This window comes from Streptomyces sp. NPDC001480, assembly GCF_042894725.1.
GTDB lineage: Bacteria > Actinomycetota > Actinomycetes > Streptomycetales > Streptomycetaceae > Streptomyces.
Window position 1 is genome coordinate 193753 of the sequence record NZ_JBIAVX010000018.1, and the last position, 15079, is coordinate 208831.

The window sequence follows — 15079 nt, forward strand, 5'->3', positions numbered from 1 at the left end:
CGCAGGCCGCGAAGTTGCGGGACCTTGGCGCGGGCACCGAGCAGCCTTCGTGTGCGGGGTCTGCGCGAGGGCGTCACAGGGAGGCGAACCGGTAGCCGAAACCGCGCACGGTCTCGATGTAGCGGGGGTCGCCCATCTTGGCGCGCAGCCGTTTGACGCAGGCGTCCACCAGGCGTGCGTCCCCGTGGTAGCTGTGTTCCCAGACCGCTTCAAGGAGTTGCTGGCGACTGAACACCTGGCCGGGCGAGGCGGACAGGAGCAGCAGGAGCCGCAGCTCGGACGGGGCGAGCGCGACGGGCGCACCCCGCAAGGTGACCGAGAAACCGGCCCGGTCGACGGTCAGGTCCCCGTAGGTGTCGAGCTTCGGCAGACCGCCGCCGGCGGGTACCGCTGCCGCCCGGCGCAGCACGGCGCGGATGCGCGCCTCCAGGACCCGGGCCTGCACGGGTTTGACCACGTAGTCGTCGGCCCCGGCCTCCAGTCCGACGACGATGTCCTCGTCGTCGCCCCGCGCCGTCGCCATGATGATCGGCAGCGTCTGGTCGAGGGCGCGCATCCCGCGGCACACGTCCAGGCCGGGCATGCCGGGCAGCATCAGGTCCAGCACCACGACGTCCGGCCGGAAGGACCGCAGGACCTTCAGTCCCTCTTCCCCCGTGTCGGCGGCGGCGACCTCGTGCCCCTGACGGCGCAGCGCGAGGGCCACGCCCTCCCGCACGGCCCGGTCGTCTTCGATCAGCAGAACGCGTGGCATGCGCTCAGTATCCCTACGACCTCCGGCAGACCGGGATTCTGTTACCGGATGATCATATGAGCGGACCACCGACTGGCTGTTACCCAACCATGACCGCGCACCGAACAACTCCCGCCCGCTCCCGTCGCCGTCGCAACGGCCGCGCGCACGCCTGCGTGCAAGGCCCCAAGACGCCGCTGTGGGGAGGGCTGGCGGCCCTGCCCCTCTTCGGCGCCGCCGGTCTCGCGGCCGTGGGCTGGACTTCTCCCGGGCACGACCGGCGCCCGTGCCGATGCCTACGCCGACGCCCGCGCCGTCCCGGCAGGGAGGTGGAGCGGGTACGGACAGCGACACCCCACGGCTGCGTGCCCAACGTATGGCCGTACGACGAGCAGGGACGGTACGTCACCGGCCCCGCGGTTCCCTGAGCGACGAGGGTTTACGCAGTACGAGTGAATGAGGGGGCTTTTCGGTTCGGCGCCGCTGGTAGATCTTTTACGGTCTCTGCGTGGATCCGGCGGCCGCAGAGGAGGTCCTGCGGGCGGGGGGCCGGTTGAAAGGCGCACCGGATGGTGGGGTTGGGCAAGTCGCCGGACACACTCGAGGGACGGACCGGGGCTAAGGCCTGGGGCGCGGTCGGTGTGGTGTGTCTCATGGGAACGGTGCTGGCTGTCAGCGGGTGGTGGGCGGTCGGCGGTCTGGCGGCACGGATGGTGGGCAACGGCCCGTCCGTCGGCTGCTGGGTGTTGACGGCCTCTCTGCTGCTCCGTGCCTGGGGTGCGAGCGGCCTGGTCCAAAGACGCCTGCTGCTGCTCGCGGGTTCCGCGGCATCCGGGGGCGTGTACCGGGGCGCGGTCGACGTGCTGTCGGTCCACCCGCAGTCCTGGGGGCGGGACGTGCTGAGTTCGGTGGTGGTCACCGGCGTGACGCTGGCGGTCGGACTGGGGATGGCCGGTCTGGTGGTGGCGGCCGATGCCGGTGCGGGCCGGCAGGTGCTCCTGCGGCGCTTGTTCGACGGGGTGGTCACGGCCGGGTCGGTGTTCATGACGGGGTGGGTACTGCTGCGGGAGGCCGGTGACGGCTGGCGGCTGGGGACGGGCATGGTCGGCGTCCTGTGGGCCGCGGAAGTCGTGTTCCTCAGCTTTCTGTTCGCCCTGCGCCGGCTCGTACGCAGCGACCAGCGGGTCACCTTGTGGGTGGGGGCGGTGGGGCTGTCCATGACGCTGATCGGCGACAGCCTGCGCCTGTGGACGCTCGGCCCGAACGGTCCCGAGGTGATGTCCTGGCACCTGGTCGACGCCTGCGACACCATGGGACTGCTGCTGCTCTCCGCCGGCCCCTGGGTGCCCGGTGGGGCGAGCGTTCTGGTCGCCGGTCGACCGACGCTGCAACTGGGCATAGAGGGCGCCGCCGCGTTCATCCCCCTGACGGTCTGCACGGTCACGGCGCTGGGGTACGCGCTGGCTCCGCTGTCCCGCGACCCGGTGCCGCTGCTGGTCGGCGGGACGGTGATGCTCAGCCTCTGGGCACGCCAGACGTTCCTGTCGCGGGAGAGAGCCGGCAGGGACGACTGAGCCGACGCGACGGCAAGACGGCGAAGAGCCCCACCGCCGTGCTCGCCGGGAAGGCCCGGCGCGGGGGCCGCCCCGGAAAAGGGGCTACGACGTGCTCACGCCGACGGTGAGGGTCGCCTTGTAGCCGTCGGAAACGCTGTCGCCGAGTGCGGTCAGCGTCAGCAGGCCGGAGGAGGCGCCGCCGTCGTCGTAGACGGTGTCGTCGCCGAGAGCCGTCTCCTTGGTGGTGTTGTCCGAGTACGGTGACGTCGCCTGGACCTCGGTGTTGATGTCCGGGTCGAAGAACAGCTGCCCGGTGTGGATGAGCGTGCCGCCGGTGTACGAGTCGTCGGTGAGCGTCACGTCCGTGTGGACCCGCAGGTGGACGTGGACGGCGCGGGAGACGTAGTGCCCGGGCCAGATGGAGGTGATGTTCACCTGCCCGTCGGAGTCGGTCAGCCGGCCGCCCCGGAGGAAGGTGCCGTTGTCGTCCTCCGTGTGGCCGTTGCCGCCGACGAAACCGGAGTACTCGCCGAGGGAGTCGCAGTGCCAGATCTCGACCAGGGCGTCCGCCAGCGGGGCACAGTCGTTGGCGGTGTCGACGACGGTGAACGTGTACTGGACCTCGACGCCTTCCTTGTCCTCGCGGATGTCCTCCCGGACCAGGGCGCCCGAGAGGGAGTACGGGCCCTCGGTGACCTCGGCGGTGAGGGTGCAGGCGCCGGCGGAGGCCGAACCGGTGGCGGTGGCGCCGGTGTCCGCGGTGCTGGTGTCGGTGCTGGCCGAGGCGAACCCGGCGGCCGTCAGTCCACCGGCTACGGCGATACCGCCGCCGCCGATGAGGACGCGCCGTCGCCGTACGCCCTTGTCCCGTCGATGCCGGGCGGGCTGGGAGGAGTCGGAGAGCTCGGGTTCGGGGGAGTGCGGTGTTGCGGAGGCGTTGTCTGTCATGGCCACGAACCTAGGGACGCACCTGAAGAACGTATTAGAGACGCGCTGTGAGCAGGCTGGGGACATACGCCCCAACTGCCGCCTACGTCCGCGAAGTTGGGACGCATTCCGCGTGTCCGTGGGCCGCTCGGGGCGGTGGGCGCTGCTAGCTTGCCGCCGTGGATCTCTTCTCACGGTCTTGGACGGCGTTGCGCACGGCGGTCGCGGAACTCCCCGACGAGGACTTCGAGCAGCCGTCCGGCTGCACGGGCTGGCTCGTACGCGACCTCGTGTGCCACCTGGTCATCGACGCGCAGGACGTCCTGATCACCCTCGTCACCCCCTCCGAAGCCGAAGCGACCGTCAACGCGGTGACCTACTGGAACGTCGTCGAAGCCCCGACCGGTGACGACCCGCTCGACGCGCTGACCGTCCGCCTCGCCGCCGCCTATGAAGAGCCGCGGCTGCTCAAGTTCCACCTCGACGACGTCGGCTCCGCCGCCGGACGCGCCGCCGAACTCGCCGACCGCACCGCGCGGGTCAGCACCCAGGACCAGATCCTCACCGCGGGCGACTACCTCTCCGCGTACGTCATGGAATGGACGCTGCACCACCTCGACCTGATCGCCGAGCTCCCGCACGTCGCGGGGCCGCCCGCCGAGGGCCTGGCCCGTTCCCGCGCGATGCTGGAGGAGATCGCCGGGTCCGCGTTCCCCGGGTCGTTCTCCGACGAGGACGCGCTGCTGGTCGGCACCGGACGCCGGGCACCGACCGCCGCGGAGATCATCGAACTGGGCCCGCTGGCCGCGAGGTTGCCGCTCGCCCTCGGCTGAGACGCCGCCGTCACTCGGGATGGGCCACTGCCGACCTCTGTAGCTGCACCGCCGCCAGCAGGCCCAGCTTCGGCTCCGCCTGGCGCAGCGCTTTCACCGCCGCGACCGAAGCGATGTCCCCCGTGAAGCCGACGGCGGCCAGCCGGGAGCGGACCCAGCGGGCGCGCAGCTGCTCCTCGCTCGCGGCGGCGGTGGACTCGACGAGCGCGGCGGCGCGTTCCAGGCCCGGGCGCTCCTCGGGCGAGGCGTCGGCCAGCGCCTGACGCAGGGTTGCCGCGACCACGTCCGCGTCCCGGATGAGGAGCACGACGTCGTGTTTCTTGTTCAGTCCCGCGAATCCTGTCATGTGGATCATCGTGTCCGCCGAGTTCGGCGCGCGCCAAGCGACTTGAGGAGTCTCAGAGGTGAGTCCGTCCGAAATTCTCTGGCAGGGCCATGTCGCATCCTGATGGAATGATCTTGCGTCCGGTCACTACGATCGGAGCTCAAGACAACCGTTCGGCCGGCCCGATGCCGGGTGCCGGTCGGGGTCGCCGATGCCAGGGTCCGCTCCCCGGGTTGCGGTGATCTTCCTGTTCCAGGAGGACCCTCCCGCATGTTCCGACGTATTGGCAACACTGTCGTCCGACATCCTGTCTGGACGATCGTTGCATGGCTGATCGCGGCGGTTGCGATCGTCGCAACCGCTCCTAGCCTGCCCTCGAACAGCGACGAGAGCAGCTTCCTACCGAAGAGTTACGAATCCATCAAAGCGGCGGATCTCCAGCAGAAGGCGTTCCCCAGCGCCTTCACCCCGTCCGCGATCGCGCTGTACCAGCGCACCGACGGCGGCAAGCTGACCGCCGCCGACCAGAAGGACGTCGCCCGGATCACCACCGAGCTGGGCAAGAAGCACATCGACCAGGTGCAGAAGGTCGTCCCCGGCCAGCCGTCCAAGGACGGCAGGTACACCATGACCCTGGTCCAGATGGACAGCAAGAACGCCGGCCAGCCCAAACAGGCCGACGCGGCCAAGGTCCTGCGCGACGACGTGAAACAACTGGCCAAGGGAACGCAGCTCGACGTCAAGCTCGGCGGCTCCGCCGCGCAGGCCCTCGACCAGCAGGACTCGTCCAAGCGCGGCCAGGCGCTGATCGGCATCGGCACCTTCGCCATCATCCTGGTGACCCTGCTGATCATCTTCCGGGCGCCGATCCTGGCCGTACTGCCCCTGATCCTGATCGGCCTGGTGTCCGCCATCGCCAACGGGCTGATCGCGTACGCCACCAAGCTGTTCGATCTCCAGGCCAACAGTTCGATCTCCTCGATCCTGATCGTCGTGCTCTTCGGCGTGGGTACGGACTACTTCCTCTTCCTGATATTCCGTTACCGCGAACGCCTGCGCGCCGGGGACGAGCCCAAGGAGGCCATGATCAACGCGGTCGCCCGGGTCGGCGAGGCCATCGCCTCGGCCGCCGGGGCGGTCATCATCGCCTTCCTCGCGCTGATCCTGTCCACGCTGGGCTTCCTCAAGCAGATGGGCCCGGCGCTGGCGATCGCGGTCGGCGTCACTCTGATCGCGGGCCTGACCCTGATCCCGGCCGTGGTCTCGCTCATCGGACCGAAGGTCTTCTGGCCCTCGAAGTCCTGGCGGCAGGAGCCGGACAACGCCCGTTTCGCCGCCCTCGGCCGGGGCGTGCAGCGCCGCCCGGTGCTGACCGCCGTGGCATCCGGGCTCGTCCTGCTCGTGCTCTCGCTGGGTACGCTCGGGTTCAACGCCACGTTCGACCTTGCGTCGGGTTCCATGCCCAAGACCAAGGAGTCCATGGTCGTCCAGGACGAGATGCAGAAGGCGTACTCGGCGGGTGCCGCGGCGCCCACCGACGTCTACCTGTCCAGTGCCGACGGCAAGCCGCTGGACAAGACCGCCTTCGACGCGTACGCGAAGAAACTCGGTGCCGTGGACGGCGTCGCGAGCGCCCGTATGGCCCAGGTCAACAAGGAAGGCACCACGGCGGACTTCACCGTCACGCTCAAGTACGAGGCCTCGACGGACAAGGCGATCGATGCCGTCGGCAGGGTGCGCGACGTCGCGCACTCCGACGCCCCTGACGGCACCGAAGCCGTCGTCGGCGGAATGTCCTCGATCTACAAGGACATCGACACCGCGGTCAACCACGACTACCGGACGGTCTTCCCCGTGGCCGCCCTCCTCATCATGGTCATCCTGGGTCTGCTGCTGCGCAGTGTGGTCGCCCCCTGGTACCTGATCGCCTCCGTGGGTCTCGGCTTCGGCGCCACCCTCGGTGCCACCGTGTGGATCTTCCAGGAGGGACAGGGACACTCGGGTCTGATGTTCATGCTCCCGGTGATCATGTATCTGTTCGTGGTCGCCATCGGCACCGACTACAACATCCTCATGATCGCCCGGCTCCGCGAGGAGGCACGGGAAGGCCGCGAACCACGTGAGGCGGCCGGCATGGCGCTCAGGCACGCCGGGCCGACCGTGGCCGCGGCCGGCTTCATCCTGGCGGCGACCTTCGCCACGATGATGCTGGCGGGCAACTCGCTGCTCACGGAGATGGGTTTCGCCGTCTCCTTCGGCATCGCGGTCGCCGCCTTCGTCATGGCGATGTTCTTCACTCCGAGCCTCACCGCGCTCATCGGCCACGCGGCGTGGTGGCCGGGGCACGGGGACCGCGCGGAGGAAGGGGCCGCCGGCGCGGCCTCCGGATCCATCGGGTCCGGACGCGATTCCGACGAGGACCGGGACCAGGCCGCCCACGATCCGTCGGTGCGCCGCGGCTAGGAACGTCACCGGCGCGCCTGCCGGAATCGCGGGCGCCCGCGGTCCCACACGGGACCACGGGCGCCCGCTGTGCGTGGAAGGTCAGGACTGTGCGCCGAGCCAGTCGTGGACGGCGACGGCGGTCGTGGCGGCGTGGTCCTCCAGGACGGTGAAATGGTCACCGGGCACGGTGACTTCGGTGTGCGGCAGGCCCCACGGCGAGGGTGGTTCGGTGCCGGGCAGCTCGTCCCCCGCCCGGACGAAGAGCGTGGGAGCCGACACGGCGGCCGGTGTCCAGCCGGCGCAGAGCTCCATGTAGCCGGCCATCGCGGTGAGCCGGTCGGGGTCGGCCGAGGCGAACTGTGCCGCCCTGTCGATCATTCCGACTGTCATCGCGGTGAGAGCGGGCCCGTCGTCGCTGCCGGACGGATAGGTGTCGATGAGGACGACGGCGGCCGGGCCGGCACCCGCGCGTTCCAGGTGTTCGGCCACCGCGTGCGCCACCCAGCCGCCGGCCGAGCGGCCCAGCAGGGCGAACCGCTCGCCGTCCGCGCAGGCGAGAACAGCGGCGGCCTGTGCGGCCACGAAGGCGTCCAGCGTGGCCGGCAGCGGTTCGCGCGGCAGGAAGCCCGGGTGCGGCAGTACCGAGACCGGCCGCAGTCCCTGGAGCTCCCGGCCGAAGCGTGCGTACTCGTGCGGTCCGGAGAGCGCGCTGAGTGCCGGGAAACAGATCAGCCGGGGCCCGGTGCCCTCGGCCGAGAGCGTGACGGCCGTGGGCGGTGTCCCGAGGGCCTCGGCGCTGTCGAAGGCCCTCCGCAAGCGGGAGGCGACCGTCAGCAGTGCCATGCCGTCCCACGTCCGGCCGGCGGCGCACGCGGCACGGAAGAGCGCGGACAGGGAGTCGGAGGGGTTGCCGTTCTCCGCCGGCGTCTCCCGCGGCACGCCTGCCGCCGCCGAGTGCGCCTGGGCCCACCGTTCCTGGAGGTGGGCTGCGACCGCACGAGGCGTGGGGAAGTCGAACAACAGGGTGGACGGCAGGGACAGTTCCGTCACTGTCTCCAGGCGGTTGCGCAACTCGACCGCCGCCAGCGAGTCGAGGCCCAGTTCGGTCAGAGTACGGTCCGCGTCGATCGCGGACGGCCCCGCGCCGTGCCCGAGCACACCGGCCGCTTCGGTGCGCACCGCCGTCAGCAGCAGGGCCCCGTGGTCGTTCGCGGGTGCGGCGGCCAGCCGCCGGTGCAGCGAACCACGACCATCGGGTGCGGCGGGCGCCGCGGGGTCCCGGCGGGCGTACTCGCGGCCCGGTACGCGCGACAGAGGGGCACCCGCCCTGCCCGCGGCGCCGGAGGACGCAGGGTCCAGCCGGGCTGCCACGAGTACCGCCTCGCGGCTGTCGACGGCGGTGTCGAAGAGCGTGAGGCCCTCCTCGGTGCTCAGCGGGACGAAGCCGGACCGGGCCATCCGGCGCAGGTCCACGCTGCTCAGACGGGCGGTCATGCCGTCGCGCTGCTGCCAGGGCCCCCACGCGAGAGACGTGCCGGCGAGGCCGAGGCTCCTGCGGTGCTGTGCCAGGGCGTCCAGGGCGGAGTTCGCCGCCGCGTAGTTGCCCTGGCCGGCCGAGCCGAACACGCCGGCCACCGAGGAGAACAGGGCGAAGACCGCCAGGTCCTGGTCCCTGGTCAGCTCGTGCAGGGCGAGGGCCGCGTCCACCTTGGGCCGCAGCACGCGGGCCAGCCGGTCCGGGGTGAGCGCGGGGATCACCCCGTCGTCCAGGACGCCCGCGGTGTGCACCACGCCGGTCAGCGGGTGCGCCCGAGGCACACCGGCCAGCAGAGCGGCGAGCGCGGCGCGGTCGGCGACGTCGCACGCCGCCACCGTCACCCGGGCGCCCAGTCCGGTGAGTTCGGCACGGAGCTCGGGGGTTCCCGGAGCCTCGGCGCCGCGCCGTCCCGCGAGCAGCAGATGCCGCACACCGTGCCCGACGACGAGGTGGCGCGCGAGCGCCCTGGCCAGCGAGCCGGAGCCCCCGGTGATCAGTACGGTGCCGTCGGGGTCCAGCCGACGGCCGTGGCCCGCACCGGTCACCGCACCGGCGGCGCGGATCAGCCTCGGAACGTACGCGATTCCCCGGCGCACGGCCGTCTGCGGCTCCATGCCCGCCACCACCTGCGCCAACGCCCGCAGGGAGAGGGCGTGTTCGTCCACGTCGACGAGTGCGAAGCGGCCCGGGTTCTCCGTCTGCGCCGAGCGGAGCAGCCCCCACACCGGCGCGTGGGCGACGGCGGAGATGTCCGCATGCGGCCGTTCGGCGTCCTCGATGCCGACCGCCCCCGAGGTGACGACGATCAGGCGCGAGCCCGTGAGCCGGTCCTCGGCGAGCCAGTCCTGCACGAGTCGCAGCGCCCAGGCAGCCGTACGGTGTGCGGCAGAGGCGGGGTCGGCGCCGTCCGCGACCTCGGCGAAGGGCGGACACGGGGCGAGGACGACGGCCGGTGCGGCCACGCCCGCCTCGGCCAGGTCCGCGTACCGTGTCGTCGTGACGCCGGAGGGGACGAGCGCGTCGAGCAGCCGTGGCTCGGCCTCGCCGAGCACACCCCATGCGGACGGTGCGAGCGGTGCGGCGGCGGAGGAGTCCGCCGGCCGTGTCCAGTCGACCCGGAACAGGGAGTCTCCGTGCGCGCCGGCGGTGCTCACCTGTTCGCGCGGAAGCGGCCGCAGAGCCAGGGAACGGACCGTGGCGAAGGGCCTCCCGGTGTCGTCGCTCAGCTCCAGTACCGCCCGGTTCGCCGCCCCGGGTGACATACGCACCCGCAGCCGGCGGGCACCGGAGGCGTGCACGCGCACACCGCTCCAGGCGAACGGCAGCGACACGGCCCGGCCGGCGGCGTCGTCGGGCGCGGTCCTGCCGAGCATCATGGTGTGCAGCGCCGCGTCCAGCAGGGCCGGATGCACGGCGAACCGGCTGGCGTCGGCGTCCCCCTCCTCCGGCAGCACGACCTCCGCGAGGACCTCGTCGCCGAGGCGCCAGGCGGTCCGCAGCCCCTGGAACACCGGGCCGTAGCGCAGCCCGCCGCGCGCGAGACGCTCGTAGAAGCCGCCGTCGCCGTAGCCGTCGCCGTGTCCGTCCTGTCCGGGGCCGCCGTCGAGCGGCAGCGGTACGGCGCCTGCCGGAGGCCAGTCGGGCAGCACGGACGGAGCGGCGGACCCGTCGGCCCCAGGCGGTTCCGAAAGCACTTCACCCGCCAGGAAACCGGAGGCGTGGCGGCGCCACGGCCCCTGGGACGCGGGCGCGTGGGGGCGCGAGTGGAAGACCACGGCCCGCCGCCCGTCACCGTCCGGGCCCGACACCTTCACCTGCAACTCGACGGTTTCGGTGGTGGGCAACGGCAGCGGTGCCGTGAGGGTCAGCTCGTCCAGGACCTCGGCTCCCACCAGGCCCCCGGCGTGCAGGGCCATCTCGACGAACGCCGTCGCGGGCAGGAGCACCGTGCCCAGCACCGCGTGGTCGGCCAGCCAGGGCTGGTCGCGCAGCGAGAGCCGTCCGCTCAGCAGCAGGCCGTCGTCGTCCGCCGTGGAGGTGGCGGACGACAGGAACGGATGGAGTCCGGCGCCCGGTGACGTCGCGGGGTGCGCTCGCCGGTCGGCGTCCAGCCAGTACCGCCCGCGCTGGAACGCGTACGTGGGCAGCGTCGTCCGCCGTGCGCCGCGTCCGGCGAACACCTCCCGCCAGTCGACGCCCACGCCGTGGGCGTGCAGCGCGGCCACCGTGGTGAGCAGCGTCTCCGCCTCGGGACGGGGGCCGCGCAGGGTGGGGACGACCAGGGGTGCCGGGGTGTCGGGGAGACAGTCCTGCGCCAAGGCCGACAGCACACCGTCGGGGCCGAGTTCCACGTACCGTGCCGCGCCGCGTTCCCACAGGTGGCGCATCGAGTCGGCGAAGCGGACCGGGCGTCGTACGTGATCCACCCAGTGCTCCGGCGAGCTCACCTCCTCGTCCGTGGCGGCACGGCCGGCCACGGCGGTCACGAGGGGCAGGCGCGGAGAGGAGTAGGTGAGTCCCCGGGCCACCTCGGCGAAGTCGGCGAGCATGGGCTCCATGTGCGGGGAGTGGAACGCGTGGCTCACCCGCAGCCGTGACACCTCGCGGCCTCGTGCCCGCCAGTGCGCGGCGACGTCCAGCACGGCCGCCTCGTCCCCCGAGACGACCACGGAGGAGGGGCCGTTGACGGCCGCGATGTCCACCTCCTGCTTCCCGCCGGCGTGAAACTCGAGAAACGCGAGAGACTCGGCCATCTCGCTCTCGCCGGCCCGCACGGCGACCATGGCCCCTCCGGCGGGCAGCGCTCCCATCAGCCTGCCCCGTGCCGCCACCAAGGCGCAGGCGTCCTGGAGCGTCAGCACCCCCGCGACGTGCGCCGCCGCCACCTCGCCGACTGAGTGCCCCGCGACCATGCCGGGACGCACGCCCCAGGACTCCAGCAGCCGGAACAGAGCGACTTCCAGGGCGAAGAGCGCCGGCTGCGCGAACCGGGTCGTGTGCAGGCAGGCGCCCGCCTGCGTGCCGTCCGGTGCGAACACCACGTCTCGCAGCGGCCGGGGCAGGAGCGGGTCCAACAGCGCGCACGTCTCGTCGAAGGAACGGGCGTAGGCAGGGTGGGTGTCGTACAGTTCCCGCCCCATACCGGCGCGTTGGCTGCCCTGACCGGTGAACAGGAAGACGACAGGACCCTTCTGACCGGGTCCGCCGGTGATCACTCCCGGATGCTGCCGCCCTTCGGCCACCGCCGTGAGGGAGGCGAGCAGTTCCTCGCGGTCCCCGGCCACCACCACCGCGCGGTGCTCGAAGGCGGCACGGGTCGTGGCGAGGGAGAACCCGGTGTCCAGCAGGCTCGTTCCGGGGTGCGCGGCCACCGCGGCACGCAGACGCGCGGCCTGGGCGCGGAGCCCCGCAGCGCTTGTGGACGACACCGGGAACGGCACGGCCGTCGCCGGGGCCACGGACGCGGCGGCGCCGTCCTCGGGGGCTGCCGCGGCGGACGGCTCCGGCGCGGGCGCCTGCTCGAGTATCACGTGGGCGTTCGTCCCGCTGATCCCGAAGGAGGACACGCCCGCCCGGCGCGGCCGGCCGGTCCGGGGCCACGGCACCGGCCGGGTCAGCAGCGACACCGCCCCCGACGACCAGTCCACCCTCGGTGTCGGCTCGTCGGCGTGCAGGGTGCGGGGCAGCTCACCGTGTGCCATCGCCTGGACCGTCTTCATCACGCTCGCCATGCCCGCGGCGGCCTGCGTGTGACCGATGTTGGACTTGACGGAGCCCAGCAACAGCGGGCGCTCCCGGCGTCCGTCCTGCCCGTAGGCGGCGAGGAAGGCCTCCGCCTCGATGACGTCGCCCAGCCGGGTGCCGGTGCCGTGCGCCTCGACCGCGTCGATGTCCTCGGGCCGCAGTCGCGCGTCGGCCAGCGCCTGCCGGATCACCCGCTGCTGGGCCGGCCCGTGCGGGGCCGTCAGGCCGTTGCTCGCACCGTCCTGGTTGACGGCCGAGCCGCGCACCACGGCGAGCACCGGATGACCCGCACGCCGCGCCTCCGACAGCCGGGTCACCAGCAGCATGCCGGCGCCCTCGCCCCACGCGGTGCCGTCGGCCGCCGCACCGAACGCCTTGCAGCGGCCGTCGGGAGCCAGCGCACGCTGTCTGCTGAACTCGACGAAGGAACCGGGCCCCGACATCACCGTGACGCCCCCGACGAGGGCGAGGGAGCACTCGCCCCTCCTGAGCGCCTGGGCCGCCAGGTGCAGGGCGACCAACGACGACGAGCACGCGGTGTCGACCGTGATGGCGGGCCCTTCGAGACCGAAGGTGTAGGCGATACGACCGGAGGCGACGCTTCCCGCGTTGCCGATGCCCAGGTACCCCTCGATGTGCTCCGGCGCGGCCGCGAGACGGCCCGCGTAATCGCTGTACATGACCCCGGCGTACACACCCGTCGCCGTTCCGCGCAGCGTGGCCGGATCGATCCCGGCCCGCTCGAAGGCCTCCCAGGCGACCTCCAGCAGCAGCCGGTGCTGTGGGTCCATCGCCAGCGCCTCACGGGGCGAGATACCGAAGAACCCGGGGTCGAAGCGGTCCACACCGGTCAGGAAGCCGCCTTCACGCACGTACGTCCGGCCGGCCCGCCCCGGATCCGGGTCGAACAGCCCCTCCAGGTCCCAGCCCCGGTCGGCGGGGAACGGGGTGATGGCGTCGACGCCGTCGGCGACCAGCCGCCACAACTCCTCGGGGGACTCCACGCCACCGGGGAAGCGGCACGCCATCCCGACGATCACGACGGGGTCGTCGGCGCCGTCGGCCTCTCCGGGGCTCGTGCGCGCGGTGTCCGTCGACTCCCCGGTCAGCCTGGCCCGGAGATGAGCGGCCAGCTCGGCCGCGGTCGGAAAGTCGAAGGCGACCGCTTCGGACAGGGTGAGGCCGGTCGCCGCCGACAGCCGCCCGCGCAGCACCGTCGACGACAACGAGTCCAGGCCCAGATCCCGGAACGCGGTCCCCGGCTCCACCTCGTCGGCACCGCAGCCGAGCACGGCGGCGGCCTCCGCGCGGACCAGAGCCAGCAGATCCGCCGCCGTGGGCCCGGACCACGGGGCGGTCTCCGCCTCCAGCAGCCGCGCGGGCCCGTCGGCGAGCGCGTACCGCTTGGGTTTTCCCGAGGCCGTGCGCGGGACGGCGGCCACCTCGTACAGGTCGGCGGGGACCTTGTACGGGGCCAGACGCGCACGGCAGGCGGCGAGGATCCGTCTCCGGTCGAGCCCGCCGGCCCGCTCGGGGACCACGTAGGCGACCGGAACCTCACCGAGCACCTCGTGGGGGCGGCCGGTCACCGCGGCGTCCGCGATCTCCGGCAGGTCCAGCAGAGCCGCCTCCACCTCGGACGGGTGGATGTTCTCCCCGCCCCGGATGATCAGCTCGCTGACCCGGCCCGTGATGGTGATCTCGCCGGAGGCGTCGATCCGGGCGAGGTCACCGGTGCGGTACCACCCGTCGCGCAGCACCTCGGCGGTGTCCTCGGGCCGGTTGTGATAGCCGGCCATGACACCGGGGCCGCTGATCCACAACTCGCCCTCGCCGGTGGGCTCCCCGTCGCTGCCGCCCCCGACCCGGGCCCTCAGGCCCGGCACCACACGGCCGCACGAGCCGGGCGTACGGTGGGCGCCCGGCGCCGTCATGGTGGCGGGCCCCGTCTCGGTGGCGCCGTAGTGCTCCAGGAACGGGACGCGGCATATCTCCTCGAAGGACCGCTGGAAAGCGGGCGTGACCGCGGCACCCCCGCTGACGCAGCCACGCAGCGCGGGCGCCCTCAGTCCCTCGCCGCGGACGGCGTCGAGGAGTTTGGCGTACGTCGTCGGCACACCGGCGAGCAGCGTGCACGGATCGTCCGTGCGCCGCAGCTCGCCGAGCACGTCGGCCACCGAGAACCGCGGCAGGATCCGTGCGCCCGCTCCGGTCGCGGTCACCCCGATGACGCACATCAGCTGGCTCATGGCGTGATGGAGGGGAAGCGGCCACAGCAGACGGTCGTCGGCCGACAGCCCGAGGACGCCGACGATGCCCGAGGCGACCGACCACAGACGGCTGCGCTGGGTCGACAGCACACCCTTCGGCGTGCCGGTCGACCCGCTGGTGTAGAGCAGCCAGGCCACCTCGTCGAGTCCGAGGTCGTCCGGCGCGGGTTCGCGAGGCTCGGTGGCGGCCAATTCCTCGTACCCGGCCGAGCAGCCGGTCGAGTGGCCGGCCGAGCGGTCCGTTCCGGTGCCGTCCACCGGCACGACGGTCACCCAGGGGCGCTCGGCCAGCAGGTGCCGCAGCCGGACCGACTGATCCCGGTCGGCGAAGACCACCCGGGCGGCGCTGTCGTCCAGCATGTGCGCCAGCTCCCCGTCGGAGCTCCGGGGATCGATCGGCACGCCCACCGCACCCGCCCGCAGGACGGCGAGGAGGCTCTCGACCACCTCGACGCGATTGCCGAGCAGGACCGCGGCGCGCTCGCCGTGCCGCAGCCCGAGTCCGGCCAGATGACCCGCCAGCCGTCCCGTCCTGAGCTCCAACTCCGTGTACGTCACGCCGGTACGGGAGTCCTGGAACGCGGTCTTGTCGCCGAAGCGCCGGGCGTTCTCCCGAAGCAGTTCCGGAAGCGGCCTGATGAGGTCTGTGCGTGCCGTCACGTGGTCGCATTCTTCCTTATGGGCAAGGGGAGTTGACGGTGCCATGCCG

Annotated in this window: 7 protein-coding genes; 3 read left to right on the plus strand and 4 right to left on the minus strand. The window is 72.4% G+C overall.

Going from position 1 to position 15079, the window contains the following annotated elements; genetic code table 11:
• Nucleotides 1–73 precede the first annotated feature (73 nt).
• Nucleotides 74–754 carry a response regulator transcription factor gene (locus ACFY01_RS36875; protein ID WP_390740124.1) on the minus strand — a complete coding sequence of 227 codons (681 nt, stop codon included), beginning with the start codon at nucleotides 752–754 and terminating at the stop codon, nucleotides 74–76.
• A gap of 632 nt (nucleotides 755–1386) precedes the next feature.
• Here ACFY01_RS36875 and ACFY01_RS36880 point away from each other — a divergent pair.
• Nucleotides 1387–2307, plus strand: a complete 921-nt coding sequence (locus ACFY01_RS36880; RefSeq protein WP_390740125.1) for a hypothetical protein — start codon at nucleotides 1387–1389, stop codon at nucleotides 2305–2307.
• Nucleotides 2308–2391: 84 nt separating this feature from the next.
• Here ACFY01_RS36880 and ACFY01_RS36885 read toward each other — a convergent pair whose 3' ends face one another.
• Entirely contained in the window at nucleotides 2392–3237 is an 846-nt protein-coding gene (locus ACFY01_RS36885; protein WP_390740126.1) for an intradiol ring-cleavage dioxygenase, read from the minus strand.
• A 158-nt stretch (nucleotides 3238–3395) separates the two neighbouring features.
• Here ACFY01_RS36885 and ACFY01_RS36890 point away from each other — a divergent pair, with 158 nt between their 5' ends.
• A complete protein-coding gene (locus ACFY01_RS36890; RefSeq protein ID WP_390740127.1) occupies nucleotides 3396–4049 on the plus strand; it encodes a maleylpyruvate isomerase N-terminal domain-containing protein in 654 nt (217 codons plus the stop codon).
• 10 nt (nucleotides 4050–4059) lie between these two features.
• Here ACFY01_RS36890 and ACFY01_RS36895 read toward each other — a convergent pair whose 3' ends face one another.
• Complete coding sequence (locus tag ACFY01_RS36895; RefSeq protein WP_390740128.1) at nucleotides 4060–4395, minus strand: hypothetical protein; 336 nt, start codon at nucleotides 4393–4395, stop codon at nucleotides 4060–4062.
• A gap of 249 nt (nucleotides 4396–4644) precedes the next feature.
• On the opposite strand from ACFY01_RS36895, the gene ACFY01_RS36900 reads away from it, so the two are divergent.
• A complete protein-coding gene (locus ACFY01_RS36900) occupies nucleotides 4645–6837 on the plus strand; it encodes an MMPL family transporter (RefSeq protein ID WP_390740129.1) in 2193 nt (730 codons plus the stop codon).
• Between the two features lie 81 nt (nucleotides 6838–6918).
• Here the strand turns inward: ACFY01_RS36900 and ACFY01_RS36905 are convergent, their stop codons facing one another.
• Entirely contained in the window at nucleotides 6919–15030 is an 8112-nt protein-coding gene (locus tag ACFY01_RS36905; protein WP_390740130.1) for a type I polyketide synthase, read from the minus strand.
• Nucleotides 15031–15079 lie beyond the last annotated feature (49 nt).

Bases quoted from the DNA above. Each gene is read 5' to 3' on its own strand.
- ACFY01_RS36875 (WP_390740124.1), bottom strand. From the start codon at position 754: ATGCCACGCGTTCTGCTGATCGAAGACGACCGGGCCGTGCGGGAGGGC.
- ACFY01_RS36880 (WP_390740125.1), top strand. From the start codon at position 1,387: ATGGGAACGGTGCTGGCTGTCAGCGGGTGGTGGGCGGTCGGCGGTCTG.
- ACFY01_RS36885 (WP_390740126.1), bottom strand. From the start codon at position 3,237: ATGACAGACAACGCCTCCGCAACACCGCACTCCCCCGAACCCGAGCTC.
- ACFY01_RS36895 (WP_390740128.1), bottom strand. From the start codon at position 4,395: ATGACAGGATTCGCGGGACTGAACAAGAAACACGACGTCGTGCTCCTC.
- ACFY01_RS36900 (WP_390740129.1), top strand. From the start codon at position 4,645: ATGTTCCGACGTATTGGCAACACTGTCGTCCGACATCCTGTCTGGACG.